Source organism: Mesorhizobium sp. B2-8-5 (assembly GCF_006440675.2).
Lineage (GTDB): Bacteria > Pseudomonadota > Alphaproteobacteria > Rhizobiales > Rhizobiaceae > Mesorhizobium.
Map to the genome: position 1 here is coordinate 5,770,614 of NZ_CP083951.1, position 26,457 is coordinate 5,797,070.

The 26,457-nt window shown below is 64.8% G+C and carries 21 protein-coding genes; 17 read left to right on the forward strand and 4 right to left on the reverse strand.

Annotated elements, in window-relative coordinates:
- The first annotated feature begins 125 nt into the window (after positions 1-125).
- The 5 genes from FJ430_RS28590 to FJ430_RS28610 all read left to right on the forward strand — a co-directional run bounded on the left by FJ430_RS28590 (position 126) and on the right by FJ430_RS28610 (position 5,474).
- Positions 126-1,283, forward strand: a complete 1,158-nt coding sequence (locus FJ430_RS28590; protein ID WP_140705153.1) for a fumarylacetoacetate hydrolase family protein — start codon at positions 126-128, stop codon at positions 1,281-1,283.
- 266 nt (positions 1,284-1,549) lie between these two features.
- Entirely contained in the window at positions 1,550-2,482 is a 933-nt protein-coding gene (locus FJ430_RS28595) for a substrate-binding domain-containing protein (protein ID WP_140657693.1), read from the forward strand.
- 95 nt (positions 2,483-2,577) lie between these two features.
- A complete protein-coding gene (locus FJ430_RS28600; RefSeq protein ID WP_140705151.1) occupies positions 2,578-3,564 on the forward strand; it encodes an ABC transporter permease in 987 nt (328 codons plus the stop codon).
- Positions 3,565-3,567: 3 nt separating this feature from the next.
- Entirely contained in the window at positions 3,568-4,362 is a 795-nt protein-coding gene (locus FJ430_RS28605) for an ATP-binding cassette domain-containing protein (RefSeq protein WP_140645098.1), read from the forward strand.
- Positions 4,363-4,451: 89 nt separating this feature from the next.
- On the forward strand, positions 4,452-5,474 hold the full coding sequence (locus FJ430_RS28610; protein WP_140645099.1) for a LacI family DNA-binding transcriptional regulator: 1,023 nt from the start codon (positions 4,452-4,454) through the stop codon (positions 5,472-5,474).
- A gap of 455 nt (positions 5,475-5,929) precedes the next feature.
- Here the strand turns inward: FJ430_RS28610 and FJ430_RS28615 are convergent, their stop codons facing one another.
- Positions 5,930-6,604 carry a methyltransferase domain-containing protein gene (locus FJ430_RS28615; RefSeq protein ID WP_181167005.1) on the reverse strand — a complete coding sequence of 225 codons (675 nt, stop codon included), beginning with the start codon at positions 6,602-6,604 and terminating at the stop codon, positions 5,930-5,932.
- 173 nt (positions 6,605-6,777) lie between these two features.
- Positions 6,778-7,359, reverse strand: a complete 582-nt coding sequence (locus FJ430_RS28620; RefSeq protein ID WP_140544202.1) for a TetR/AcrR family transcriptional regulator — start codon at positions 7,357-7,359, stop codon at positions 6,778-6,780.
- Between the two features lie 223 nt (positions 7,360-7,582).
- Between FJ430_RS28620 and FJ430_RS28625 the strand changes: the two genes are divergently transcribed.
- Genes FJ430_RS28625 through FJ430_RS28635 form a run of 3 tightly spaced genes read left to right on the forward strand, consistent with a single transcriptional unit; the run spans position 7,583 to position 12,224 of the window.
- The gene (locus FJ430_RS28625) at positions 7,583-7,849 is read left to right on the forward strand and encodes a hypothetical protein (protein ID WP_226891941.1); all 267 of its coding nucleotides are present in this window, start codon (positions 7,583-7,585) and stop codon (positions 7,847-7,849) included.
- A complete protein-coding gene (locus FJ430_RS28630) occupies positions 7,843-11,040 on the forward strand; it encodes an efflux RND transporter permease subunit (RefSeq protein WP_140705147.1) in 3,198 nt (1,065 codons plus the stop codon). Before FJ430_RS28625 ends, FJ430_RS28630 begins: the two co-directional genes overlap by 7 nt.
- A 35-nt stretch (positions 11,041-11,075) precedes the next feature.
- Complete coding sequence (locus FJ430_RS28635) at positions 11,076-12,224, forward strand: efflux RND transporter periplasmic adaptor subunit (RefSeq protein WP_140645102.1); 1,149 nt, start codon at positions 11,076-11,078, stop codon at positions 12,222-12,224.
- A 116-nt stretch (positions 12,225-12,340) separates the two neighbouring features.
- Here FJ430_RS28635 and FJ430_RS28640 read toward each other — a convergent pair whose 3' ends face one another.
- Positions 12,341-13,234 carry a LysR substrate-binding domain-containing protein gene (locus FJ430_RS28640; RefSeq protein WP_140705145.1) on the reverse strand — a complete coding sequence of 298 codons (894 nt, stop codon included), beginning with the start codon at positions 13,232-13,234 and terminating at the stop codon, positions 12,341-12,343.
- Between the two features lie 98 nt (positions 13,235-13,332).
- On the opposite strand from FJ430_RS28640, the gene FJ430_RS28645 reads away from it, so the two are divergent.
- The 9 genes from FJ430_RS28645 (at position 13,333) to FJ430_RS28685 (ending at position 25,471) form a co-directional block, all read left to right on the forward strand.
- Entirely contained in the window at positions 13,333-14,124 is a 792-nt protein-coding gene (locus FJ430_RS28645; RefSeq protein WP_226891942.1) for a 2OG-Fe(II) oxygenase, read from the forward strand.
- Between the two features lie 97 nt (positions 14,125-14,221).
- Positions 14,222-14,911, forward strand: a complete 690-nt coding sequence (locus FJ430_RS28650) for a GntR family transcriptional regulator (RefSeq protein WP_140645104.1) — start codon at positions 14,222-14,224, stop codon at positions 14,909-14,911.
- Between the two features lie 26 nt (positions 14,912-14,937).
- Positions 14,938-16,041: a mandelate racemase/muconate lactonizing enzyme family protein gene (locus FJ430_RS28655; protein ID WP_140705143.1), complete on the forward strand. Its 1,104-nt coding sequence runs from the start codon at positions 14,938-14,940 to the stop codon at positions 16,039-16,041.
- A 1-nt stretch (position 16,042) separates the two neighbouring features.
- Positions 16,043-17,227, forward strand: coding sequence for a mandelate racemase/muconate lactonizing enzyme family protein (locus tag FJ430_RS28660; protein ID WP_140705141.1), 1,185 nt, complete (start codon positions 16,043-16,045; stop codon positions 17,225-17,227).
- Positions 17,228-17,464: 237 nt separating this feature from the next.
- Positions 17,465-19,126, forward strand: coding sequence for an ABC transporter substrate-binding protein (locus tag FJ430_RS28665; RefSeq protein WP_140705139.1), 1,662 nt, complete (start codon positions 17,465-17,467; stop codon positions 19,124-19,126).
- 120 nt (positions 19,127-19,246) lie between these two features.
- The gene (locus tag FJ430_RS28670; RefSeq protein WP_140705137.1) at positions 19,247-21,601 is read left to right on the forward strand and encodes a molybdopterin guanine dinucleotide-containing S/N-oxide reductase; all 2,355 of its coding nucleotides are present in this window, start codon (positions 19,247-19,249) and stop codon (positions 21,599-21,601) included.
- 75 nt (positions 21,602-21,676) lie between these two features.
- Entirely contained in the window at positions 21,677-22,567 is an 891-nt protein-coding gene (locus tag FJ430_RS28675) for an ABC transporter permease (RefSeq protein ID WP_413467810.1), read from the forward strand.
- The gene (locus tag FJ430_RS28680) at positions 22,564-23,445 is read left to right on the forward strand and encodes an ABC transporter permease (protein ID WP_140705133.1); all 882 of its coding nucleotides are present in this window, start codon (positions 22,564-22,566) and stop codon (positions 23,443-23,445) included. The genes FJ430_RS28675 and FJ430_RS28680 overlap by 4 nt, the downstream gene beginning before the upstream one ends.
- Positions 23,438-25,471, forward strand: coding sequence for an ABC transporter ATP-binding protein (locus FJ430_RS28685; protein WP_140705131.1), 2,034 nt, complete (start codon positions 23,438-23,440; stop codon positions 25,469-25,471). The genes FJ430_RS28680 and FJ430_RS28685 overlap by 8 nt, the downstream gene beginning before the upstream one ends.
- Positions 25,472-25,477: 6 nt before the next feature.
- Here FJ430_RS28685 and FJ430_RS28690 read toward each other — a convergent pair whose 3' ends face one another.
- Positions 25,478-26,386: a LysR family transcriptional regulator gene (locus FJ430_RS28690; protein ID WP_140705129.1), complete on the reverse strand. Its 909-nt coding sequence runs from the start codon at positions 26,384-26,386 to the stop codon at positions 25,478-25,480.
- Positions 26,387-26,457: the final 71 nt, after the last annotated feature.

Sequence of the window (26,457 nt, forward strand, 5' to 3'; positions counted from 1 at the left end):
ATGGGCCAGCCGGCTACGCTTTTGATGACAGGGACAACTGGCCCACGAACCGGGCTACAAACGGCATGGACGTTTGACCCAAATCCGGGGAAAGTGCCGCGCGACAGTTGAGAGGAAGCATCACCATGACCGATCCGACCCGCCTGCCCGCCGACGGCCTCTTCGTCGGCCGCGCCAGGACAAGCGAAGCTACTCATCCGCTGGTGGTCACGGTGCGCGACGGCCAGGTCATCGACATCACCTCGAGCGCGGCGCCCACGGTGCGCGATGTCTGCGAGCTGAAGGATCCGGCCGGCTATCTGCGCTCGGCCAAGGGCAAGGCGATCGGCGCGCTCGCCGAGATCGCGGCCAACAGCTTCGAAGACAAACGCGATGCGAAGAGGCCGATCCTGCTTTCGCCCGTCGACCTGCAGGCGGTGAAGGCTTCCGGCGTCACCTTCGTCGTCAGCCTGCTCGAGCGCGTCATCGAGGAACAGGCGCGCGGTTCGGCCGAAAAAGCCGACGCCATCCGCGCCGACATCGCCGGGCTGATCGGCCACGACCTGTCGAAGCTCAAGCCCGGCTCGCCGGAGGCGATGGAGATCAAGGCCAAGCTGATTTCGCGCGGGGCCTGGTCGCAATATCTGGAAGTGGGGATCGGCCCGGATGCCGAGATCTTCACCAAATGCCAGCCTATGGCCTCGGTCGGCTTCGGCGCCGATGTCGGACTGCATCCGGTCTCCACCTGGAACAATCCGGAGCCGGAGATCGCCATGATCGCCGACAGTTCGGGGCGCATCGTCGGCGCCACGCTCGGCAACGACGTCAATCTGCGCGACGTCGAGGGGCGCTCGGCGCTGCTGCTCGGCAAGGCCAAGGACAACAATGCTTCCGCTTCGCTCGGCCCCTTCATCCGGCTGTTCGACGAGACGTTTTCCATCGCCGACGTGAAGCGCGCCACGGTGCGGCTCAGCGTCGAGGGCGAGGACGGCTTCTCGCTGCAGGGCGCGAGCTCGATGGCGGAAATCAGCCGCTCGCCGGAAGAGCTGGTCAAGGCCGCGATGGGGCCGCATCACCAGTATCCGGACGGATTGGCGCTTTATCTCGGCACCATGTTCGTGCCGTCGAAGGATCGCGGCGAGAAGGGCAAGGGCTTTACCCACAAGGTCGGCGACATCGTCACCATCTCGTCGGAAAAGCTCGGTGCGCTCACCAACCGCGTGCGCCTGTCGCCGGACTGCCCGCACTGGACCTACGGCGCCAGCCACCTGATGCGCGACCTGGCCAAGGCGGGCCTTCTCTAACGCCGCACCAGAAGGGCGTTTGCTTGGAGGCCACCGTGCAGCGGATGGTCGATGGTGCCGCTTGCCCAACGAATATCACCGTTGCTGATGCAATCTGATGGGATTGGTGATGGCGTGCGCGCCTGTGCCAACATCCACTGACGATGGAGGCTTGCCACCGCCCGAAAAAGAGAATGCTCTGGACGTTCCGGTCGGCGCTGGCAGGAGATGCGGGTTCCAAGGTCGCATCGCGCTGATCCAGGAGTTTCAACATGGGAGGAAATCGAATGCTTTCGCGGCTAAGACTACTCGTGCTTGGCTTGATCGCGGCACTCGCCATTCCGGCGATGGCCGAGGCCAAGACGTTCTACTGGATTTCGCATGGCGGCCCGGCCGATCCGGTCTGGACCTACTTCCTGGCCGGAGCCAAGCAATGGGCCAAGGACACGGGCAACACGGTCAACACCTCGTTCCACAATGGCGACGTCGCGTCCCAGCAGGAAGCCGTGCGCGCCGCGATCGCGGCCAAGGCCGACGGCATCGCCACCACCAGCCCCGATCCGGGCAGCCTGGTCGAGATCGTCAAGGAGGCCCGCGCGGCCAACATCCCGATCATCAACTTCAACACGCCCGATCCGAAAGCCAACTTCAACGCCTATGTCGGCGGCGACAACGTCACCTTCGGCAAGCACTGGGCGCAGTATCTGGTCGACAAGGGCCTGGTGAAGAAGGGCGACTTCGTCTGGATGCCGGTCGAGATCCCTGGCGCCACCTATGGCGTGCAGGAAGAAGAAGGCATCAAGAGCGTGTTCGAGCCGGCCGGCATCACCTATGAGGTGACCGAGGCGACGCTCGACCAAGCCGAAGCGATCAACCGCATGGTCGACTACCTCACCGCTCACAAGGGCAAGGTGAAGGCGATCATCGGCCTCGGCGATCTCGTCACCGGCTCGATCAAGCGCGTGTTCGACCAGGTCGGCGTCAAGCCGGGCGAAATCCCAGTCGTCGGCTGGGGCAACTCGCTCGACACCACACAGGAAGTGCTGAACGGCTACGTCAATGCCGGGCAGTGGCAGGACCCGCAGGCGACCAGCTATATTGCGCTGTCGATGGCCAACATGGCCGCCAGCGGCATCCCCCCGGGCTTCAACGTCATCACCGGCGCGCTTTACGAGAAGGACACCGCCGGCGTCTACGACAAGATCCTGTCCGGCAAATAATCCTCAAGCGAAACGGTCGCGACACCCTGTCGCGACCGTTTTTCCTTCTCCCCGCGCCGTCCCCATCGGGCGGCCGCGCTTACGTCGCGGGTTCAATGGAAAACCATTCCTTCGTCCAACGCCTTGTCGCGCGGCCGGAATTCGGTCCGCTGGTGCTGCTCGTCGTCGAGCTCGTCGTCTTCTGGGGCATCAATCCCGACTTCCTGTCGCCGCAGAACATTTCGAACATCCTGGCCTTCACAGTCGAGCTCGGCCTGATCGCGCTGGCAATGACCTTGCTGATGACATCCGGAGAATTCGACCTCTCGGTCGGCTCGCTGTTCGGCTTCTCGCCGGTGCTGATGTGGACGCTCTTCAACAGCGGCGTCACTTCGCTGGAGATGGGCCTGCTGATCGCGCTGATCGTCGCTGCCCTGGTCGGGCTGGTGAATGGCTGGTTCGTCACCCAGCTCAAGATCCCGTCCTTCCTGGTGACGCTCGGCATGCTGCTGGTCGTGCGCGGCACGGCATTGTTCATCACCGACGGTTTCCCACAGCGCACCTGGAGCGCGGAAGGCAGCTGGCTGGCGAACATCCTGGTCGGCGACTTCTATGTCGGCCCGTTCCGAATCTATGCCTCGCTGTTCTGGTTCATCGGCGCCGCGATCGTGCTCGGCTATGTGCTGACGCAGAGCCGCACCGGCAACTGGATCCAGGCCGCCGGCGGCAATCCGAACGCGGCCCGCGCGCGCGGCGTCAACGTCAACCGCGTCAAGGTCGGCCTGTTCATCCTGTCGGCGGTGATGGCGTCGCTCGCCGGCGTCATCTCGTCGCTGCGCACGTCCGCGGCCAACCCCAACAGCGGCACCGGCTACGAGCTCGAGGTCATCGCCATGGTGGTGATCGGCGGCACGGCGCTGACCGGCGGACGCGGCACCATCATCGGCACGGTGCTCGGCATCCTGATCCTGCGCGTCATGCGCAACGGCATCGTGCTGATCGGCGTGCCGGGGCTCGCCTACAACATCTTCATCGGCGCGATCATCCTCGGCATGATGGCGCTGCACTCCTGGCTCGAACGCCGGCACCAGGCAGGAACCTGAACCATGGCCGAACCACTGATCCGCATGGAAAACATCCGCAAGTCCTACGGGCGCGTGCAGGCGCTGGTGGACGCCAATTTCCACGTCAACGAAAAGGAGATCGTTGGCCTGCTCGGCGACAACGGCGCGGGCAAGTCGACGCTGATCAAGGTGCTGTCGGGCGCCGTGCCGCTGACCAGCGGCGACATCTTCATCCGCGGCAAGAAGGTCACGCTGCGCAGCACCAGCGACGCCATCGCTCACGGCATCGAGACGATCTACCAGGACTCGGCCCTCGTCACGCAGCTGTCGATCGCGCGCAACCTGTTCCTCGGGCGCGAGCCGATCAGGGCGCCGCGCTTCCTGAACCGCATGGACCAGGACGCAATGAACGCGGTGGCGCGCGACCTGCTCAGGCAGGTCGGCATCACCAAGAACATCCCGCCGACGACACCGATCGGCTCGCTGTCGGGCGGCGAGCGGCAGGCCGTGGCGATCGCGCGCGCCATGCATTTCGACAGCGATCTCATCATCCTCGACGAACCGACCAACAATCTCGGCGTCGCCGAGACGCAAGGGGTGCTGAGCTTCGTGCGCAGCGCCCGTGATTCCGGGCACTCCTGCATCTTCATCGCGCACAACATCCATCACGTCTTCCAGGTGGTCGACCGCATCGTGGTGATGCGCCGGGGCAAGGTGGTGGCCGACGACATCGATCCGAAAAAGACGACGGTCGCCGAGGTCGAACGCGTCATCACCGGCATGTCGGACAAGGAGATCCGGGACGCGATTTCCGACGGCCCGCAGCGGCATGGCTGACGGTCTGGCGTCGATTTGGCCCGGTGTCCGTTTGGCCTGACGTTGAATTGTCCTGACAGGGGCTCGCTTCCCATCCTATGACTGGACTCATGAAAGCCACGGTAGCCGACATCGCCAGAAGCTGCGGCCTGTCGACCGCGACCGTCGACAGGGTGCTCAACAACCGGCCAGGGGCAAGTGCTGCCAACCGGCAGCGGGTGATGGAGGCGGCCAAGCAGCTCGGCTATCTGCCAACGCTCGATCAGGTGGTTTTGCCGTCGAAGCCGGCGCACCTGGAATTCTTCCTGCCGATCGGGTCCAACGGCTTCATGGCCGATCTTGCGCATCACATCGAGGATTATGCGGCACGCCTGCCGCTGGTCGCCTCCTGCCGCATCCACAACCTTGCCGGCATTTCGCCGGGCGCGCTGCAAGGCGCGGTGGAGAACCTGTCGCTCAAAGCCAACGGCGTCGGCGTCATCGCCGTCGACCACCCGCGCACGCGCAACATCCTGCGCGAGCTGGTCGATGCCGGGATCAGGCTGGTCACGCTGATCTCGGATGTGCCGGCGGCACCGCGCTCGGCCTATGTCGGCATCGACAACCGGGTGGCGGGCCGCACCGCGGCGCTGCTGATGGGCCGCTTCCTCGGCGGCCGTACAGGACATCTGGCGATGGTGGTCGGCTCGCGCTCCTATCGCGGCCACGAGGAGCGCGAGATGGGTTTTCGTTCGGTGCTGAGCGAGGAGTTCCCCAATCTCACGGTCTCAAGCGCCGCCGAGAGCAATGACGACCCGGACGCCAGCTACCGCGCGACCATCAAGGCGCTGCACAACGAACCGGACCTGCTCGGCATCTACTGCGTCGGCGCCGGACGATCAGGCGTGGCCAAGGCCTTGCTCGAGGTCAAGCCGCGCAAGAAGCCGGTCTTCATCTGCCACGACCTGACCAAGGAAACGCGCCGCTATCTCGTCGACGATCTCGCCGACGTCGTCATCGACCAGAATGCGCGGCTGATCGCCGAGCAGTCGGTGATCCGCCTGCTCGGATCCATCGCGTCGTCGGCGCCGTATCTGACGAAAAAGTTCATCGAGCCGCGGCTGATCTTCAAGGAAAACGTGCCGGTGCAATAAACCAGCGGGTGGGCGCACGAAGGCGGCCTTAATGCATGTCGCGCAAAAGTGTGCAGCGGTTTTGCGATAACGACATGCATGAAAACACAGGCTTAAAGCGCGTCGCCTGAATCCGCTTCAGCGCGACGCGCTTTAGCATTTGTCCGACGATTGATCCCGCAATTCTGCACACCAGCTATGCAGGTTTCGCAATTGCCGAATCGTTAGGCAGCCCGTATTTGTCTGGGTGTCGGCCGTCTCCTCCTCCCAGATGTGATGCCGACGCTGAGTACGGCACACCTCCTCCCGTGCCGTATTCGAAATCAAGCCCGCTGCCACCTCCTCCCGGCAGCGGGCTTTTTCTTTGCCCGCACGGCGATGATGCGGAGGCGGCGCCAGCCCCGTGGAGCGAGCGTCCATCCGACGTTACAGCGAAGGCGCGGAGCCCAACCGCTCACACTTTTCCTTGAATTGCTCTAGGCTTTGGCTGTCGCCAGGTTGGCGCTGAGTTCGAAAGCGACTCCCGATCCATCGGAGTGGGACTGCAGCACGGCAGCGCTCCCGCTCACGATGTCCTCCACAACGCGCTTGCGTTCCTGATCGGTCATTGCCTTGCAGGCAGCACTCATGCCGACCAGCGCCATCGTATTCAATCGCAGGAGGGGCGCGCCGTCCTCAAAGCGTATGATACGCGATATTGTCCTTGATCGAACGTCGTGGAAGCCGACGTCCCGGAGCAGCGCCTCGAGCGGCGCCGAGTTCCCAAAGCTGTGGCGCAGGTCTGCGATTGGGCCGAGGAGTCGCTCGGCGACGCGGCGGAGTTCTCGAAAGAAGGGGATTTCCTCATCGGACCGCCAAGTGGCAACCGCCAACATGCCGCCCTGCGCCAGCGCTCGCCGCATCTCCGCCGCCGCAGCGGGCTTGTCGGGAACGAACTGCAGCCCCTGCTGACAGACGACCACGTCGAACTGCTCTCCGTCACGGAGTGGCAGCGCACTGGCATTGCCGGCGCGCCAGTCGATGTCCGGCGCCACGGTGCGCGCGACGGCGAGCATATCCGGGCTGATGTCGATGCCGACAACATATCCGGCGGCACCAAGCCGTTCCTTGGCAACGCGCGCAACTATCCCTGTACCACAAGCGATGTCCAAGACACGATGGCCTGGGGACAGCCTTACCTCTTCGAAGGTCACTTCGGCCCAAGGGCGAAAGAGAGGACCCACGAGCCAGCGCTCATACATCTCCGGAAAACTTGCCTGACCCATTGCATGGCCGGGCGCCTGATTCTGAGACAGGATCACAGAGTCAGGATGAGGCGAAGACATCAGCGCGCCCGGAATGAGGCGATCAGGCTTTCGGCCATGCGCACGAATTGCGCGCTCGGGCCTTCGGCGCCGACGCTCTGCATCGAGACGCGCGCGCCTTCGAGCAGCAGCGACAGTGTGTCGGCGAGCAGCTCGGCCTGGCCGATGCCGGCATCGCGGCAAAGCGCAACCAGCTTCTCGCGCTGGGCCTCCTTCAGTTCCTTGATGACGCGCCTGGCCGGGTGATCGGTCTCGGTGAGCTCGACGGCGGCATTGGCCATGTCGCAGCCGCGGCTGTCGGCGCTGAGCAGTTCGGAAGCCTTTTGGACCCAGGCATGCAACTGGGCGAGCTTGTCGCCGGGATGCTTGGCCTCGAACTCGTCCCAGATCCTTGACGCCTTCGCCGCCGTGGCGCGCAGGCATTCGACGATCAATTCGTCCTTGGATTCGAAGTGACGGTAAAGCGTCATCTTGTTCGTGCCGGCAGCCTCGGTGATGGCGTCGACGCCAACACCCTTGATGCCGTGCTTGTGGAACATGTCTTGCGCCGTCTCCAGGATTCGATCCCGGGGGCGGGAACGCTCCGCGACGCCGTCAGTCATCATGATCTCCTTTCGTCGTTTCCAAAAAAACCGTCGCCACCTCTTGACTAGGGTGTTACCGGTCTGTAACTTCCAGCATGTTACTTACTGGTAACACCTATATCGCTCGCCGTCAAACGACAAGGCCTCCGATAGCCCTGCCAGAGTGAGATAGGACGCAAAACCTGCCTGTCATGCGGCTTCGGCCGGTGAAGAACGAGAAAAAGCGGCCCGTGATCAATCGATGCGGGCCGAGCAAGGAGCCGCTCCTATGCAAAAGCGCAAAGACCTGACGATCGACGAAGCCATCCGGGATCCGATGATCCGGCTGGTGATGAAGGCGGACGGGATCGACCCCAAAGCCTTCGAACGGATGCTGCGCTCACGCGCGGCGGAACAGGCGCCGGGCGACGATGACCCGCCATCCTTCCTGGCGGATTCCGGCTCCGGCCGGGCCCGGCGCCTGCGCCATTTCGCGAAACCGTTCGGCGAGGCGTCCGCATCATGGTGAACTTCTTCATCCACCGCCCGATCTTCGCGTCGGCGATCGCCATCATCATGGTGCTCGCCGGTGCGATCGCCTATTTCCTGTTGCCGGTCTCGCAGTTCCCCGACATCACGCCCCCGCAAGTCGTGGTCAGCGCCCATTATCCGGGCGCCAGCGCGCAGGTCGTGGCCGATACGGTCACCACGCCGCTCGAGCAGCAGATCAACGGCGTGCAGGGCATGACCTACATGTCGTCGACGAGCTCGAATGATGGCTCCTCGACCATCACCATCACCTTCGACGTCGGCTATCCGCTGAGCACGGCGGCCGTCGACGTGCAGAATCGCGTCTCGCAAGCGGCATCCTCCCTGCCGGCCATCGTCAACCAGGGCGGCGTGACGATCAAGAAGCAAAACCCCAATTTCGTGCTGATCGTCGACCTCACCTCGCCGGACGGCTCGGTCGATCCGGTGGCGCTGAGCAACCTCGCCTATCTGCAGGTGGTCGATCCGCTGAAGCGCCTGCCCGGCGTCGGCGACGTGCAGATCTTCGGCGAGCGCCGCTATTCGATGCGCGTCTGGCTCGACCCGGACAAGCTTGCCAATCTCGGCATCACCGCCGTCGACGTGCAGAACGCGATCGCCGAGCAGAACGTGCAGGTGGCGGCCGGCAAGATCGGCCAGTCGCCGGCGCCCGCCGGCACCGCCTTCGAAATGCAGGTCAACGCCGTCGGCCGCCTCAGCGACCCGAAGGAATTCGGTGACATCGTCGTGCGCGCCAATTCGCAGAACGGCTCGCTGGTGCGCCTTCGCGACGTTGCCCGCATCGAGCTCGGCGCGCTGCAATATTCTTCCTCCGCCTTCTTCGGCAAGGACCCGACGGTGGTTTTGGCCGTCTACCAGATGCCCGGCTCCAACGCCCTCGACCTGCAGCAGCGGGTCAAGGACAAGATGCAGGAGCTGTCGCAGCGCTTCCCGAAGGGCGTCAACTACGCCATGCATTACGACACGACGCGCTTCGTGTCGGCTTCGATGCATGACGTGCTGATCACGCTCGGCGAAGCGTTGGTGCTGGTCGTGGCGGTGGTGTTCGTCTTCCTGCAGAGCTGGCGCACCACGATCATCCCGACCATCGCCATTCCCGTCTCGCTGATCGCGACATTGGCGATCATGTATATGCTGGGCTTCTCGCTCAACATGCTCTCGCTGCTCGGCATGGTGCTGGCGATCGGTCTTGTGGTCGACGACGCTATCGTCGTGGTCGAGAATGTCGAGCGACAGCTGGAGGCCGGGCTCAAGCCGCTTGCCGCGACGCGCGCGGCGATGGCCGAGGTGACCGGGCCGATCATCGCCACCACGGCGGTGCTGATGGCGGTGTTCGTTCCCGTCGCCTTCATCCCTGGCGTCTCCGGCCGGCTCTACAATCAGTTCGCGTTGACAGTCGCGATCTCTGTCGGCATTTCCGCCTTCAACTCGCTGACGCTGTCGCCTGCGCTGAGCGCCGCCTTCCTGCGCCATCGCGGCGAGACCCAGTTCGTGCTGTTCCGCTGGTTCAACGCCGGCTTCGACTGGCTGTCGCATGCCTATGCGCATGGCGTGCGTATCCTGATCAAGCTGCGCTGGGCGATGCTCGGCCTGTTCGCGGCCGGCCTGGTCGCCACCTATTTCGTCTGGCAGAAACTGCCCTCGACCTTCCTGCCGGTCGAAGACCAAGGCTATTTCTTCGTCGTCATCCAGCTGCCGGACGGCGCTTCGCTCGAACGCACGGATGCGGTGGCGCAGAAGGCACGCGACATCCTGCAGAACACGCCCGGCGTCGACATCGTGGGCTCGATCAGCGGCCTGAACTTCCTGACCAGCGCCGCCCAATCGAACTCGGCCGTGGAGTTCGCGATCCTCAAGCCATGGGACCAACGCGGCCCAGACCAGAGCGCGTCGAAACTGGTCGAGCAGGTGCGCGGCAAGCTGTTGCAGATGCCGGATGCGTTCGCGCTGTCCTTCGACCCACCCTCGATCCCCGGCATAGGCACCACCGGCGGCTTCGAGTTCCAGGTGGAGGATCTCTCCGGACGCGGCAGTGCGGCGCTGAACGATGTCACGCAGGCGCTGATCGCGGAGGCGCGCAAGCAGCCGGAGCTCAACCCGCAACAGCTGTTCTCGTCCTTCTCGACCTCGACGCCGCAGTTCAACTACGACCTCGACCGCAGCAAGGCGAAGCTTCTCGGCCTCAACCTGCCGGACGTGTTCAACACGCTGCAGATCTATCTCGGCTCGCTCTACGTCAACGACTTCAACCTGTTCGGCCGCACCTTCCGCGTGACCATCCAGGCCGACAAGGACGCGCGCGCCGACGCCACCGACATCTCGCGGCTCTATGTGCGCAATGCGTCGGGCGGCATGGTGCCGCTGAGCACGCTGGGCAGGCTGGTGCCGATCGTCGGTCCAGAGACCGTGCCGCACTACAACAACAATGCCTCGGCCCTCATCAATGGCGGCGCTGCCCCCGGCTTCTCGTCCGGACAGGCGGTGGCGGCCATGGAGCGGGCGGCAGCGAACGTGCTGCCGCGCGACTTCGGCTACGAGTGGACCGGCATCACCTATCAGGAGCTCAAGGCCGGATCGATCGCTTCGGTCGTGTTCGGGTTGGCGATCGTCTTCGTCTTCCTGATCCTGGCGGCGCAGTATGAAAGCTGGGCGATGCCCTTCATGGTGCTGCTCGCCGTGCCGCTCGCTTTGTTCGGCGCGTTCGTGGTGCTCCTGCTGCGCGGCATGCAGATCGACGTCTACTCGCAGATCGGCTTCGTCATGCTGATCGGCCTGGCGGCCAAGAACGCGATCCTGATCGTCGAGTTCGCCAGACGCCGGCGCGAGGAAGGGCTCACCATCGTCGAAGCGGCGATGGAAGCCGCGAGGCTTCGCCTGCGGCCGATCCTGATGACGGCCTTCGCCTTCATCCTCGGGGTGCTGCCGCTGATGTTCGCGACCGGCGCCGGTGCGGCCAGCCGTCAGTCGATCGGCACCACCGTCTTCGGCGGCATGGTGGCGGCGACGATCCTGTCGCTGGTCTTCGTGCCGGTCTTCTACGCGGTGATCGAGCAGCTGCGCGAACGCGGCGAAAAGGAACCGGACAAGGGCCACCATGACGCCCCTCGGCCAGAAGAAATTGAACCGACCGCCGAGCCGGCGCTTCAGCCGCTGGCCCAGGCGGCTGAATAGCTCGCCAGGCGGCTGAATAAGGATTGGAGAAAAAAATGCGTAGATGGAAAATCGCTTTGGGGACGGCCGTCGCGCTGGGCGCGATCTCGGTGGCAAGTGTCCACCTGCTCGACATGGGCAATCTCAGCGGAGGCACGGCGGGCGCCGCGCCAGCGCCGGCAGCCTTCGTCATGCCGGTGCCAGTGGTGAATGTCGTGAAAAGGACGCTGCCGATCTATCTCGACTACGCCGCGCGGGTCGAGTCGATCCGCAGCATCACGCTGCAGGCGCGCGTGCCGGGCTATCTGCAGGAGCAGACCGCGGCCGACGGCAGCGACGTCAAGCAGGGCGATATGCTCTACCGCATCGCGCCCGATGACTATCAGGCCGCGCTGGACCAGGCGAAGGCCCAGGTGCAGCGCGATACCGCGACGCTCGACTATGCAAAATCCAATCTCGGCCGCGGCACCGATCTTGCCAAGGCCGGTTACCTCGACAAGGACAGTTTCGACCAGCGCACCAGCAATCTGCGCACGGCGCAAGCCGCCCTTGCCGTCGACCAGGCGGCGGTGCGGACGGCCGAGCTCAATCTCGGCTATGCCGAGATCAAGGCGCCGTTCCCGGGTCGTATCGGCCGCAACCAGGCCTCGGTCGGCACGCTGGTCAGCGTCGCCGGAACGGTGCTCAACACGCTGGTGCAGCTCGATCCGATCTATGTGACCTTCAATCCGAGCGAGACCGACCTCGTCCAGATCGAGCAGGCGAAGGCCAACGGTCCGATCGCCGTCGACGTGCTCCTGCCTGGCGAGACCCAGCCCAGCCAGAAGGGCGAGCTCACCTTCATCGACAACACGATCGACCACTCGACCGGCACGATCACGGCGCGCGCCACGATCGGCAACGCCAAGTTCACGCTGCTGCCGGGACAGTATGTGCGGGTGCGGCTGCATGTGAAGGAGCAGCCCAACACGCTGATGGTGCCGCAGGTGGCGCTGGGTTCCAGCCAGCTCGGCAAGTACCTCTATGTCATCGGCAAGGGCAACACCGTCGACCAGAAGCTGGTGTCGCTTGGGCCTACCGATGGCGACCTGATTTCCGTGACCTCCGGAATCTCCGAGTCCGATCAGGTGATCACGGGCAATCTGCAGAAAATCGGACCCGGAATGCCGGTCTCTCCCTTGCCGCAACCGAAACCGGCCAGCTGATAACCCCCATCAGTTTCCGGTCCGACGGCGCCCTCGACACCCACGTCGAGGGCGCCGTTTTTGCTATGAGGGTTCAGGCGGCTCCCGACGCTGGCTCCGTGCGCGGCTTAGTGGAATTACTTGCCAAGCAGCGCGACCAATCCGGTAATATCCGCGCGTTCCGCCTTCGCCGGCAGCATGAAGGCGCAATAAGGCTGGCCGAGACGAACCGAGACGGACGACAGGGCGATCAATCGGCCCGCCTCAAGATCGGCATTCGCCATCACCCTTTGTCCCAGGGCTACCCCCAACCCCAGCCGCGCCGCGCCGATCGCCAGGCTGGACAGGCCGACGCGGCGGCCATGCGAAGGGTCCGGCGCGCGGCTGCCGCCGGCGGCGGCGAACCAGTCCGCCCAGCTCGGGTGCGAGGCATAGTTCGGCCCCCAATTGGTGTGGATGAAGTGGCTCTCATGCACGTCCGCCAAGCTGGCGGCGCCATTGCCGTGACGCTGCCAGAAATCGGGCGCGGCGACCGGCAGCACCTCGTCATGAACGAGCCGCACCATCTTCAACGCCGGATAGTGGTAGTCGCCATAGGAGATGCGCAGGTCGATATTCTGGCGCACCACGTCGACGGGATCGTCCTCGACCCGCACATCGATCGCCATCCGCGGAAAACCGTCGAGCAGCACGCCAAGCCTCGGCGCCAGCCACAGCTCGGCAAGCGAGAACGGCACGCTCACCACGAGGCGCGTGCGCAAGCCGCCTTCCAGCATGCGCCGGCCGACCGCCGCGATCTCGCCCAGTGCGTGCGCCGTCTGCGGATAGATAGCGTGGCCGGCATCGGTCAGCGCGATGCGATTGCCGTTGCGCATGAAGAGCTGCTTGCCGAACCAGTCTTCCAGGTTGCGGATCTGCTGGCTGACCGCGGCCGACGACACACCGAGCTCGCTTGCGGCGAGCGTGAAGCTGCCGGCGCGCGCAGCGACCTCGAAAGTCCTCATCGCGTTCAATGGCGGAAGCTTGTCCACGTTTCCCTCGAAAGTTTTTCTTGGGAGAGCCTAACAATTTTCCGCGTTGCGGCAAAGATTTCCTTGCCGTGTAGTGACCTCGGATTTCGGAGGACGCTATGATCGAAAACATTCTCGACCTGGACCGCTACCCGCTCGACCGCGAGGGCAGTGCCGAATGGCAGCGGCTGGTGGACGAGTCCAAGGCCGCGCTGGCGGCAAACGGCATGTTCAATCTGGAAGGGTTCCTGCGCCCGGGCATTGCCGAAAAGGCGGTCGCCGAGATCCGGCCGGTAATGGACACGCGCTCGCATGTCCACAGGCGCATGCACAACATCTACTTCAAGCCGTCGATCCCGGAGCTTTCGCCGGACCATCCGGCGCTGCGCAAGGTCGAGACGATCAGCCATACGGTCTGCGCCGACCAGATTCCCGGCAGCACCGTGCTTTCAATCTACGAATACGCGCCGCTGGCGCGGTTCCTGGCGGCGACGATGGACAAGCCGCAATTGCATGTCATGCAGGATCCGCTGGCCCGCGCCAATGTCATGGGCTACCGCGCCGGCGAAGCGCTCAACTGGCATTTCGACCGCTCGGAATTCACCACGACGTTGTTGCTGCAAGCCCCGGAGGTCGGCGGCGACTTCGAATACCGCACCGACCTGCGCTCGGACGACAACCCGAACTATGACGGCGTGGCCAAGCTGCTCGAGGGACGCGATCCCGAAGCCAAGATCCTGCGCATCAATGCCGGCACGCTCAACGTCTTCCGCGGCAAGAACACCGCGCACCGCGTGACCACCGTTGAAGGCAACCGCGAGCGCATGATCGCGGTGTTTTCCTATTACGAACGTCCTGGCGTCATGTTCACCGATGAGGAGCGGATCGGCTTCTACGGGCGAGCGGCTTGAGGCTGCCGGTTCAAAACCCGGAATTCACGGAAATCGGCTCTTGTTAGATTGTCGACAATCTGCTTGTCTTGCAGAAGTTCCTCTCGGGAGTCGACACATGGCAAAGCCGGATTTCAGTCCGATCGCGGATACGACGCGCAGGGCGGAGATCGTCGCCCTGCTGAGGCGCGCCATCCTGACCGGACAGCTGGAACCGGGGCAAAAGCTTAATGAGCTCAGGATTTCCGAACAGATGCGGGTGAGCCGCGCGCCATTGCGCGAGGCGATGCGCGAGCTGGTGCAGGAAGGCATCCTGACCAGCATCCCCTATGCCGGAACCTTCGTCATCGAGGTCACCGCCAAGGATATCGTCGACGCCTATTCCCTGAACCAGGTGCTGGACGAGTTCGCCATCGAGAAGACCTGGCCGCAGCGCGACCAGCGCTTCTTCGACGAGCTCGACCGCCGCCATGAAGCGGTGAAGCAGGCGACGCGGGCGAAGGACACCACGCGCCAGATCGAGACGGCGCTGCAGCTGCACGGGCTGATCTACGAATGGGCCGACAATTCGGTGCTGCTGGAGACCTGGCAGCGCCTGACCAGCCGGCTGCAGATGTATTTCGCCCTGCACCAGCGCGCCCGCAACGAGCCGGTGCCGGCCGAGGATGTGCACGAAACCTATGTGGCGCTGATGAAGGGCTCGGACATGCGCGCCGCCCAGCGCCATGCGCGCGAGCATATCGGCCTCGATTTCGAAGAGCTTCTTGCCTATGCGCGCGGCCTCGAAAAGCGCGCATCGAAGAACTGACAGACGTACGGACAACGGACACGAACATGAAGATCAAGAGCATCAAGGCCTATCATGTCGTCCAGCCCTTCGTGGACGGACCTTACCGCATGTCCAAGGGGCGCGTTGCCGACTGCTTCGACGCGGTGATCGTCGCCATCACGTCCGACAGCGGCGTGACCGGATGGGGCGAGATGGCGCCGCTCGGCAATTTCTATTCGGCCGCGTTTCCGGCGGGAACACGCGCGGGCGTGCCGGAGATCGCGCCGCATCTCATCGGCCAGGATCCGCGCGGGCTGGCCGGCATCGGCCGGCTGATGGACACGGTGTTCAAGGGCCATCCCTACATCAAGTCGGCGCTCGACATGGCGTGCTGGGATCTCGCCGCTCGCGCGGCCGACGTGCCTCTGGTGACGATGCTCGGCGGGCGCGAGAGCGACATGGCGGAGACCTACCGGGTCGTCACCCACGGCACGCTCGACCAGATGTCGGCGCTGGCCAAGCGGATCATCGCCGAAGGGTGCCGGCGCCTGCAGGTCAAGGTCGGCGGCAATGTGCATGACGACATCGAGCGGGTCACGGCGGTGGCCGCCGCCGTGACGAAGGGCACGGTGATCTTCTGCGACGCCAATGCCGGCTGGACGCCTTACCAGGCGCGGCAGTTCGCCGACGCCACGCGAGGCATCGACTACACGTTCGAGCAGCCCTGCACGACCATCGAGGAGAACATGTCGGTGCGCCGCATGCTCGACAAGCCGATGGTGCTGGACGAATCCGTCACTTCGCTGGGCGAAATGCTGGAGATCCACCGCAGGGGTGCCGCCGACGGTTTGACGCTGAAGATTTCGCGCTTGGGCGGGGTGACGCAGACAAGGCTGATCCGCGACGTTGCCGTCGATCTCGGCTTCATGATCACGGTCGAGGATACGGGCGGCGCCGAGATCGACACCGCGGCCATGGCGCATCTGTCGCTGTCGACGCCGCAAGAGCGCCGGCTGCATGCGATCGCTTTCCACGAATGGGTGACGGTGCGCACCGCCAGGAATGCTCCGCCGGTGACCGGCAGCCATATGGGCATTCCCGACGGCGCCGGCCTCGGCATCGACGTCGACCCGGGCCTGCTCGGCGAACCCTTCTTCGAGATCGGCTGAAATGAAGATCAGGCGCGTCAAGGCAACACCGATCAATTACAGGCTGGAGGCCCCTTATGTCTGGGTTTTTGGCGAGCTCGACGGTTTCTCGCCGACCATCGTCGAGGTCGAGACCGAGGACGGACTTGTCGGCATCGGCGAGGCGCCGACGCCAGGCGCGGCCGCCGTCATCAATGACGTGCTGGCGCCGAGGCTTGCCGGGCGCGACGCCTTCGACATCGCCGGAGCGGAGGAAGTCTGCCTGCCCTTCTGGAGCGGCGTGCAATCGACCAACGACCGCATCCGCATCATGGCCTTCGGCGCCATCGAGATGGCGCTGTGGGACCTGCGCGGCAAGGCCTGGAAGCAGCCGCTCTATCAGTTGCTCGGCGGTGCGATGCGCAAGGACATTCCCTTCACCGACTATTTTTCGCTGCGCGGCGATGGAGCCAAGGTGAAAGGCGAGAAGACGCCGGAAGAAGTCGCCGACTACTGCGTCGAACTCAACGAGCGCCACGGCACGACCTTCTTCGAGGGCAAGTTCTCGACGCACGATCCGAAAGTTTCGCTGAAGATGGTCGAGCTCATCCGCAAGAAGCTTGGCGACGATGCGATGATCCGCATCGATTCCAACCAGGCCTATTCGCTGGCGACCGCCAGACAGTTGACGCGGCCGCTGGAAGAGCTCGGCGTGCGCAACTGGGAGGATCCGGTGGCGACCAACGAGGAGATGCGCGAGCTTCGCCGCCACACCTCGATCCCGTTCTCGACCCATAACATCGACATTGCCCGCGCCATTGAGCTGAAGGTTCCGGACGCCTTCGTCGGCAACCCGACGGCGCATGGCGGCATAAACCGGATGCTGCGCTTCGTCGGCGCCTGCGAGCACGCCGGCATCGATTACTGGTGCTACAGCGGCGACACCGGCATCGGCAGCGCCTGCTACCTGCATCTGTGCGCCGCGCTCGGCTGGATCAGGGAGCCCAACCAGTCGCTGTTTCGCATGCAGCCGATGGACATCATCGAGGAAGGCCCGTTCGCGCCGAAAAACAACGTCGTACGGGTGCCTGAAGGCCACGGCCTCGGGGTCACGCTGTCGCGGGAACGGCTTGCCGCCTGCCATCGCGACTTCGTCGAAAACGGCCCCTGCAACAAATATCACGACCCGGAAAAGCCCGGGACCTACCGCAGATTGCCGCTGAATTAGGAGGATGTCGAAAAGTAAACAGGACTTATCGAAAAAAGGGCGGCCACGGGCCGCCTGGCCGACAGACAATCCATCAAGAAAATCTGACTTTTCCGTCCCAAGGAGCGGATGGACCGGTCGGAACCGCATGCTACTGTATATCGACCGATACCGAGTGCCTGGACCGGAGAACTCCACGGAACTCGTCTACTGGAATGCACCCGCCAACCATAACAACTGGGGAAAGGGCTTAGACCCATGAGCAAGAACTATCGCATTCTCGATCTGATCCGGCGCGGCCGGACGCCACTCGAAAACCACCTCATCGACGGCCTGATCGACGGCCGCATCAGCCGCCGCGAATTCGTGCGCCACGGCAGCCTGCTCGGCCTGTCGCTGCCGCTGCTCGGCCGCATCGGCATGGCCGCCGGCTTCGGCGCGGCACCCTCGCTCGCTCGCGCCGGCGCGCCCGGCGCCACCATCCGCGTCGGCAGCAGCGTGCCGGCAGCGGCGATCGACCCGGTCACCATCGCCGACGCCGGTGGCCTGCTCGTCATGCAACAGGTCGCGGAATTCCTCTGCGTCGACGGTCCGGACCTCGTTCTGAAGCCGGCACTGGCGGAAAGCTGGTCGCCGAACACCGACGGCACGGTGTGGACCTTCAAGCTGCGCAAGGGCGTGAAATTCCACTCGGGCGGCGAGATGAAGGCCGACGACGTGGTGGCCAGCATCGACCGGCTTGCCGATCCGGCAAACTCGTCCAACGCGCTGTCGGTATTCACAGGTATCCTGCAGAAGGGCGCCTCGAAGAAGGTCGATGACTACACCGTCGAATTCCACCTCGATGCGCCGAACGGCAACTTCCCCTACATGCTGTCCTCCGACAACTACAACGCCGTCATCATCCCGGCGAGCTACAAGGGCGGCTACGAGCAGAGCTTCGACGGCACCGGGCCGTTCAAGCTCGAAAAATACACGCCCAAGGTCGGCGCCTCCTTCGTGCGCAACGACGATTACTGGGGCGAAAAGGCTCTGCCGGACCGCACCGAATTCACCTTCTTCACCGACATCCAGCCGCAGATCCTGGCGCTGCAGGGCGGCCAGATCGACATCATCAACCAGATGCCGGTGCTGGCGGGCGTCGCGGTGCTGAACGATCCGAATGTCGACGTCATCAGCCTGAAGTCGTCCGCGCATCAGCAGCTGCATATGCATTGCGACGAGGGCCCGACCAAGGACGCTCGCGTGCGCCGCGCCATCGCGCTCTGCCTCGACCGTGAAAAGCTCGCCGCCGGCCTGATGAAAGGGCGTTCGGCACTCGGCAACGATAGCCCATTCGCCCCTGTCTACCCTTCGACGGACACCAGCGTGCCGCAACGCAAGCAGGACATCGCCCAGGCCAAGCAACTGATGGAAGCGGCGGGCGCCGGCCAGGGCTTCAAGATGACGCTCACCACCGAGCGCTATCTGGAAATCCCGGAATACGCCCAGCTCATCCAGAACTGGGTCAAGGAAATTGGCATCGAGCTTGAGCTCAACATCTTGGACCAGAGCGCCTATTATGGCGATGCCGTGTTCGGCAAGTCAAACTGGCTGGATTCGGCGATGGGCATCACCGATTACGGCCACCGCGGCGTGCCCAACGTCTATCTGGCGGCACCCTTGAAGAGCGACGGCACCTGGAATGCCGCCCACTTCAAGAACAAGGACTACGACCAGATGGCGGCGAGCTATATCGCGGCCCTCGACTTCGAGGCGCAGAAGGCCACCGCCGGCAAGATCCAGAAGCTGCTGCTCGAGGAAACGCCGGTCATCTTCGGTTATTTCTACGACTACCTGACGGCGACGGCGAAAGGCGTGGCGGGCGTGCAGCCCACCGCCATGTCGCAGTTGTTCCTCGAGAAGGCGTCGAAAGGCTGAGCATGAGGCAAGCATAGATCCCGCACCGCCAGTCTCGAAAGGGGGCTGGCGGTTCGCGGCCGGTCGGAGCAGGGCGACAAGGCACCCTGCCCCGACCGTCGTGGCTGGATGATGCGTCCCATGGGAACCGCAACCCTGCTCACCACCATGCATTGGGGGACGTACGAGATCCGCGCCGAGAACGGCCGGCTCGTCGGCGTCGAGCCGTGGAGCGGCGATCCCGACCCGTCGCCGATTGGCCGATCGATGCTCGGCACGGTGCAAGGCGAGCTGCGCGTCGCCCGCCCGGCCATCAGGCGCGGCTGGCTGGAGGGAGACAGGTCCAGCCCGGCAAGCCGGCGAAGCGACGAGCCCTTCGTGGAAGTGTCCTGGGAAATCGCGCTGGACATCGTGGCGGCTGAGCTGGAGCGCGTTCGCTCGACGCATGGCAACAGCGCGATCTATGCAGGCTCGTATGGATGGGCGAGCGCCGGGCGCTTCCACCATGCGCAGGGCCAGGTCCACCGCTTCCTCAACACGATCGGCGGCTATACCGGCTCGGTGCTGAGTTATTCCTATGGCGCGGCCGAGATGATCCTGCCGCATGTGCTGGGCAGCACCGACGCGCTGACCGGCAACCACACCACCTGGGACGGAATCGAAGAACATGCCAAGCTGATCGTCGCCTTCGGCGGGCTGCCATGGCGCAACACGCAGGTGCAGGGCGGCGGCTCGGCGCGGCACGAGGCGTCGGCGGCCTTGCGCAACGCCGTCGCCAATGGCGCACGGTTGATCAATGTCTCGCCGGTGCGCGACGACGCGCCGCGCGGCGTCGACACCGAATGGCTGCCGCTGCGGCCGAACAGCGACACCGCCGTGATGCTGGCGCTTTGCCATGCGCTGATCGGCAAGGGTCTGCACGACGAAGCGTTCCTCGCACGCTATTGCACCGGCTTCGACATCGTGCGCGCCTATCTCATGGGCGAAAGCGACGGCCAGCCGAAGGATCCGGCCTGGGCGGCGAAACTCAGTGGCGTCGACGCGGCGACGATCGAAGCACTCGCCGGGGAGATGGCCGCCAAGCGCACCATGCTGATGGTCAGCTGGTCGCTGCAGCGCGCCGATCATGGCGAGCAGCCCTATTGGGCGGCGATCACGCTCGCCGCGTTGCTCGGCCAGATCGGGCTGCCAGGCGGCGGCATCGGCTTCGGCTATTCGTCGACCAATGGCGCCGGCAGGCCGGAGATGGGATTCCGCTGGCCTTCGGTGCCGCAGGGCAAGAATGCCGTGGCGCATTTCATCCCTGTCGCGCGCATGGCCGACATGCTGCTCAATCCAGGCGGATCGTTCGACTTCAACGGCGCTGCGCTGACCTATCCCGACATCAGGCTCGTCTACTGGGCCGGCGGCAATCCGTTCCACCACCACCAGGATCTCAATCGTCTGGTCGAGGCCTGGCGGCGGCCCGAGACGGTGATCGTCAACGAGCAATTCTGGACGGCGACGGCGCGTCATGCCGACATCGTGCTGCCGGTGACGACAGCGCTGGAGCGCAACGACCTCGCCTTCTCGAACCGTGAAAACCTCATCGTCGCCATGAAGCAGGCGATCGAGCCGTTCGAAGAGGCGCGCGACGATTTTGCCATCTTCGCCGATTTGGCAGTGCGGCTCGGCACGAGCGATGCCTTCACCGAAGGGCGCGGCGCCGACGAATGGATCCGGCATCTCTACGGCCAGGCGGTGGAGAATGCCGGCGCGGCCGGTGTGAAGATGCCGCCCTTCGACCGGTTCTGGCAGGACGGCCATGCCGAGCTCGTGCGCTCGGTGACATCGCAGACCTTCCTTGGCGCCTTCCGGGCCGATCCGGAGCGGCATCCCTTGGCGACGCCGTCCGGACGCATCGAGCTTTTCTCGGCGACGGTCGAGTCGTTCGGCTATGACGACTGCCCCGGCCACGCCGTATGGCGCGAGCCGCGGGAGTGGCTGGGCAATACCGGCCTGGCGGAGAATTTTCCGCTGCATCTCTTGTCGCCGCAGCCGGCCGACAAGCTGCACAGCCAGTACGACCATGGGTCAGTCAGCCGGGCGAACAAGGTCGCGGGCCGCGCGCCGCTGCTGATCAATCGCGAGGACGCGACGGCACGCGGCATCTTGGACGGCGCGGTGGTCAAAGTTTTCAATGATCGCGGATCGTGCCTCGCCGGCGCCGTGCTCACCGACAGCCTGATCCCCGGCGTCGTGCAGTTGCCGACCGGCGCCTGGTTCGATCCGGCCCGGCCGGGCGAGCCGGAGGGCCTCGAAAAGCACGGCAATCCGAATGTGCTGACGCCCGATCGCGGCACGTCGCGGCTTGCGCAATCGCCGACCTGCAATTCGACGCTGGTTCAGGTGTCGCGGTTTACGGGAGCCGTTCCGCCCGTGACAGCCTTCGATCCGCCTGCCACTATGAGCTTGTCCGATGCATCCGGCCCGGCTGGGCGCAAAGGTCTTTCGTAAGGAGACGCTGCCATTCTAGCTTTCCTCGTCCGGCGCCTGGCACTGTCGCTCGTCACGCTGTTCCTGCTCAGCGTCATGGTGTTCCTTGGCGGCCAGGTGCTGCCTGGCAATGTCGGGCGGGCCATTCTGGGGCCGTTCGCCGACCAGCGCGCGGTGGATGCGCTGAACCATTCGCTCGGCGTCGACCGGCCGTTGCTCGTCCAATATGGCAGCTGGATCTGGAATTTTCTCCACGGCGACATGGGCACCTCCTATGTCTTTCGCGCGCCGGTGGCGCCGTTCGTCGTCGATGCCTTGGGCAATTCGATGAAGCTGGCGCTGGTCGCCTTCGTGCTGGTGGTGCCGATCGGCATCCTCGGCGGGGTGATCGCCGCGCTCAATTTCAACCGGCCGCTCGACCGCATCATCAGCCTCGGCGGCCTGTCGGTCACGGTGCTGCCCGAGTTCGTCACCGGCATCATCCTGATCCTGATCTTCGGAGTGTGGCTGCGCTGGCTGCCGATCGCCGCCGCCTGGCCAAAGGGCGCCGGCGTCCTCACCCAGCTCTACTATCTCATCCTGCCCTCGCTGCCGCTGTTTTTGGTGCTGTTCGGCTATATCGCGCGCATGGCGCGCTCCGGCATGATCGAGGCGCTCGATTCCGACTATACGCGCACCGCGGTGCTGAAGGGCCTGCCCTGGCGAACGGTGATCTGGCGCCATGTGCTGCGCAACGCGCTGTTGCCGACCATCACGGTGATCGCCACCCAGACCGGCTATCTCATCGGCGGCCTGGTCGTGATCGAGACGCTGTTCCGCTACCAGGGCATCGGCTCGCTGATCTTCACTGCCGCGCGCGGCAAGGACTTTCCGATGCTCGAAGCCGGCATCCTCACCATCGGCATCGTCTATGCGGTGGCGACCTTGATCGCCGACTTCCTCTATTCCGTGCTCAATCCGCGCATCCGGCTGGGAGCAGAGCAATGAGCGCGACAGACACCCAAGCCAGCCTGCCGGCGCCCGATACCGCACAGCGCAGCCCTTGGGGCGAAGTGCTGCATTCGCTCTCCAGGTCCGGCACCTTCCTAACCGGGCTTTTCATCCTTTTGTTCTGGGTCGTCTGCGCGCTGTTCGGCCAGCACTTCGTCCCCTACGACCCGCTGGCAAGCGACATCATCAACGCCCTCACGCCGCCGGCGGCCGATCACTGGTTCGGCACCGACCAGCTCGGCCGCGACGTGTTCTCGCGCGTCATCGTCGGCTCGCGCGACATCCTGACGGTGGCGCCGCTGGCCACCATCCTTGCGACCATCGCCGGCACCGCGCTCGGCCTCGTCATCGGCTATTTCCGCGGCATCGTCGACGACGTCGTCAGCCGCGTGCTCGAAGCCTTCATGGCGATCCCGGTGGTGATCATCGCGCTGCTCGCCATCGTCGCGCTCGGCACCTCGAAGATCACCGTCATCGTCGTCATCGGCCTGAGCTTCGCGCCGATCATCGCGCGCACCGTGCGCTCGGCGGTGCTGGCCGAACGCGAGCTCGACTACGTGGCCGCGGCAAAGCTGCGCCACGAGGGCGCGCTGCACACCATGTTCGTCGAGATCCTGCCCAACGTCATCCCGCCGATCCTGGTCGAGACGACGGTGCGGCTGGGCTACGCCATCTTCGCGGTGGCCACGCTTTCCTTCATGGGCTTCGGCATCCAGCCGCCCTCGCCCGACTGGGGCCTGTCGATTTCCTCCAATTACGGCATGATCGGCGGCGGCTTCTGGTGGACGGTGCTGTTCGATGCCCTGGCCATCGCCTCGCTGGTGATCGGCGTCAACCTGGTGGCCGACGGCGTGCATGGAGCGTTCAATGACTGAGCCTAGCCAAGCCGCCAACGCGCTCGAGCTGAAGGACCTCTCGGTCGCCTATCGCGTCGGCCGCCGCAACCGCGCGGTGCTGCGCAACGTCAACCTGACCATCGGGGCCGGCGAAGCCTACGGGCTGGTCGGTGAATCCGGCTGCGGCAAATCCACCGTGGCACTTTCGGTGGTGCGCTATCTGCCGCGCAACGGCTCCATCACCGGCGGCTCGATCGCGCTCGACGGCAAGGATGTGATGAAGCTCGACGCGGAAGCGCTGCGGCGCGCCCGCGCGGACAGCGTGTCGATGGTCTACCAGGATCCCGGCAAGGCGCTGAACCCGTCGCTGCGCATCGGCCGCCAGCTGACCGAGATTTTCGAGCTTACCGGCGTCACCGGACAGGCGGCGCAAGACAAGGCGCTCGCCATGCTGAACCGGGTGCGCATCTCCGATCCGGCCAGCGTCATGCAGCGCTATCCGCATCAGCTTTCCGGCGGCATGCAGCAGCGCGTGGCGATCGCCATGGCCTTGGCCAACGACCCCTCGATGCTGATCCTCGACGAGCCGACGACGGGCCTCGACGCCACGGTCGAAGCGGAAGTGCTCGACCTGATCGGGCAGTTGCGGCGCGAGCTGTCTGCCTCGATCCTGTTCATCAGCCACAACCTCGCCGTCGTCTCCAACATGTGCGACCGCGTCGGCGTGCTCTATGCCGGCATGCTGGTCGAGGAAGGCTCGACCAAGGACGTCTTCAACGATCCGCGCCATCCTTACACGGTGGCGCTGCTGCGCTGCCTGCCGCGCGGCGGCCAGCGCAAGGACCAGGGCCGGCTCGACACCATTCCGGGCTTCCTGCCCGGCATCGGCGCCACCATCACCGGCTGCGCCTTCGCCGACCGCTGCGCTTTGGCCACCGAACGCTGCCGCGCCGAGCCGCCGCCGCTCTACGAGCTCGGCGATGGCCGCCTGTCGCGCTGCCACTATCACGACAAGGCGCAGTCGCTGCCGCGCGCCACGCCCGCCGAGATCGCTGCCGTCCCGCCGAAGCAGGCGCCGCCGGTGCTGCAGGTCGAGGGGCTGAACAAGACCTATGCCAGCCACGGCCGCCCGCTGCGGGCGGTGAAGGACGTCTCGGTCAGCCTGAGCCCCGGCGAGACTCTTGGCCTGGTCGGCGAATCCGGCAGCGGCAAGACCACCTTCGCGCGGCTCCTGCTCGGCCTCGTCGCACCGGACGACGGCGGCTCGATCGAGCTCGAGGGCAAGCAGTTGGCGCCGCGGCTCGCCAGCCGCTCGGAAGACCAGGTCAAGGCAGTGCAGATCGTCTTCCAGAATCCGGACTCGGCGCTCAACCGCTCGCATTCGATCCGGCATATATTGAGCCGAGCCCTGAAGCGGCTGGGCGGGCTCAGCGGCAAGACGCTGGATACACGCCTGGAAGAGCTCGTCCGCTCGGTGCGGCTCACCGACCGGCATCTCGCGGTGAAGCCGAGGCAGCTGTCGGGCGGGCTGAAGCAGCGCGTGGCGATCGCGCGCGCCTTCGCCGGCGATCCGCGCATCGTCGTGTGCGACGAGCCGACCTCGGCGCTCGACGTCTCGGTGCAGGCGGCGATCCTCAACCTTCTGGCCGACCTGCAGTCGAGGCAGGATGTCAGCTATATCTTCATCTCGCACGACCTTGGCGTGGTGCGCTATCTCTCCGACAAGATCGCAGTGCTTTATCTTGGCCGCATCATGGAGTTCGGGCCGTCGGAGGCGGTGTTTTCCGGCCCGCACCATCCCTACACCGAAGCGCTGCTGTCGGCGGTTCCAAAACTCGACCGCACCGAGAGCTCGCGCATCCGTCTCGACGGCGAAATCCCAAGTGCGGCCAACCCGCCGACGGGCTGTGTCTTCCACACGCGCTGCCCACGCAAGATCGGCGCCATCTGCGAGACGCAGGAGCCTGACCTCACCGAGGCCCAACCAGGCCACACGATCCGCTGCCATATCCCCTTCGCCGAACTGGCGAGGCTGCAAAAGCCGAAGGCCGTGGAGCCGGCGTGACAGCAACTAAGGTGCGGACGCGTCCGCCATACTGAGGGCGCGATCTCCCTCGGCGAAGCCGCTTGCGTCCGACCAGTCCCTTACCAGCATGCGGAGGCCTTTCAGCGCAATGTCGAGAGCATCGGACGATGCCGGATTGGCGGGATAGGCAAGATAGATCGGGCGCTGGAACACCGGCGTATCCTCGACGCGCTTCAGCTCGCCGCGCTCGATATGCGAGCTGACCGCGCTGAGCGGCAAGTAAGCGGCCGCCTTCTGCGACAGGACGTGCTGCAGGCCGATGAACACCAGCCCGGCCGAGATCGCCGGCTTCACCATGCCGGCAAAGGCACGGTCGTGCTCGATACGGAACTCCAGCCCCCAGTCCATCAGGATGTAGTTGTCGGTCCACGATCCTGGCTGCTCGGCGTGCTGGACGAGCACCACCTGATCGACAGCAAATGTCTCGTAGACGATGCCGGGATGCGGCTTGGGCAAATAGAGGATGCAGATGTCGAGCAGGCCTTCGGCGATCTGGTCGACCGCCAGATCCGGGAAACTGCCTTCCAGCCTGAGCGCCACATTCGGCCGCTTCGCCCGCATCCATTCGATCCAAGGCGAAGTGATGCTATCCCAGAGATAGGCGGGCGCGGTCAGTCTCAGCAGCGTTTCGTAACCATCGGGAACGGCGATGTCCTGGCGCGACTGCTCCCAGGTGCGGGTGATCGTCGAGGCATGCGGCAGGAATTGCCGGCCGGCCGGCGTCAGCGTGATGCCGTCACTATCGCGAACGAACAGCTTGCGCCCCAACTGTTCCTCGAGGCCGCGAATGCGCGCGCTGACGGTGGACTGGGCGAGGTTCAGCCGATGAGCGGCGACGGTAAAGCTGCCATGCGCCGCGACCTCCAGGAAACTGCGCAGAGTCTCGGTGTCCATGGTTCCTCGCCTTTTCAGTGGATGCCATCGAAAATTCCGATGGCTGCAATCAAAAAATATCGCTTTCCGGT